This window comes from Gordonia aichiensis, assembly GCF_039946255.1.
GTDB lineage: Bacteria > Actinomycetota > Actinomycetes > Mycobacteriales > Mycobacteriaceae > Gordonia > Gordonia aichiensis_A.
Map to the genome: position 1 here is coordinate 1 of NZ_JBCDWL010000035.1, position 1,423 is coordinate 1,423.

The window sequence follows — 1,423 nt, forward strand, 5'->3', positions numbered from 1 at the left end:
GAGATATTGTCAAGATCTGTGGATGAGGTTGTTTCAGGCAGCCTCCTGCTGGTCGGGTGAGGCGGTGCCGGGTTCGACGAGTTCGCCGTTTTTGAAGGTGGCGCCGGCCCGGACGTGAGCGACGAGGTGGGGTGCGTTGACGGCCCGCCATTTCGTCTGTGCGGCTTCGATGAGTTTGTAGGCCATCGCCAGTCCCGCGGCCCGTGAGCCGGGGCCCTTGGTCACCTTGGTGCGCAACCGGACCGTGGCGAAGGTCGACTCGATCGGGTTGGTCGTGCGCAGATGAATCCAGTGCTCGGCCGGGTAACGGTAGAACTCCAGCAGCACATCAGCGTCGTCGACGATCTTGGCGACCGCTTTGGGGTACTTGGCGCCGTAGGTCTTGGCGAAAGCCGTGATCGCGGTGCGGGCGTGGTCGATGTCTTCGGCGTTGTAGATCTCCTGCATCGCTTTGATCGCATTCGGATGGGCCGACTTCGGCAGTGCGGCAAGCACATTGCCTTGTTTATGAAACCAGCACCGCTGCTCTCGGGTATCCGGGAACACCTCGCGCAACGCAGCCCAGAACCCCAGGGCACCGTCCCCGACGGCCAGGTTCGGGGCCGCCATGCCGCGGCGCCGGCACGACCGCAACAGATCGGCCCACGATTCGGTCGATTCGCGGTAGCCATCGGCCAGGGCGACGAGCTCTTTACGGCCGTCGGCCCGCACACCGATCATCACCAACAGGCACAGTTTCTCCTGCTCAAGCCGGACTTTGAGGTGGATTCCGTCGACCCAGAGGTAGACATAATCGCTGGTGATGTCGCGGTCTTCGAAGGCCGCGGCTTCCTTCTGCCACTGGCTGGTCAACCGGGTGATCGTGGCCGCCGACAACCCTGCACCCGAGCCGAGAAACTGCTCGAGTGCCGGCCCGAAATCCCCCGACGACAACCCGTGCAGGTACAGCAGCGGCAACACCGCGCTGACCTCCGGACTCTTGCGTGCCCACGCCGGGATGATCTTCGACGAGAACCGTTGACGTTCACCAGTTTCAGGGTCGACCCGCTTGTCGTTGACCCGCGGTGCCCGCACCGGCACCGCACCAGCAGCGGTCATCACCTCCCGCTCGTTGTGGTAGCCGTTACGCACCACCAGCCGGCGACCGTGCTCATCGACCTGATCGGTGAACTGATCGACATAGGCAGCGACCTCGGCCTGCAGGGCTGCGGCGAGCATCTGCCGGGCCCCGTCGCGCACGATCTCATCGAGGATCGACCGGTGATCGTCGTTGGACTGGTTGGAACCATCAGGGGCGTTGACTACCGTGAGCATGAGGCGTGCCTTTCCGCCAGCGCTGCAACGCTGACTTGATCAAGTGACTACCGGGATCATTCTGCGGGAAGGCACGCCCTCCCAGATCCACAGGTCTTGATCATTCCTC

1 protein-coding gene is annotated in these 1,423 nt (G+C 63.5%); it reads right to left on the bottom strand.

What is annotated here, in order from left to right:
• Window positions 1–33: 33 nt before the first annotated feature.
• On the bottom strand, window positions 34–1,314 hold the full coding sequence (locus AAFO60_RS20760; protein ID WP_007240524.1) for an IS256 family transposase: 1,281 nt from the start codon (window positions 1,312–1,314) through the stop codon (window positions 34–36).
• Between the last annotated feature and the right edge of the window lie 109 nt (window positions 1,315–1,423).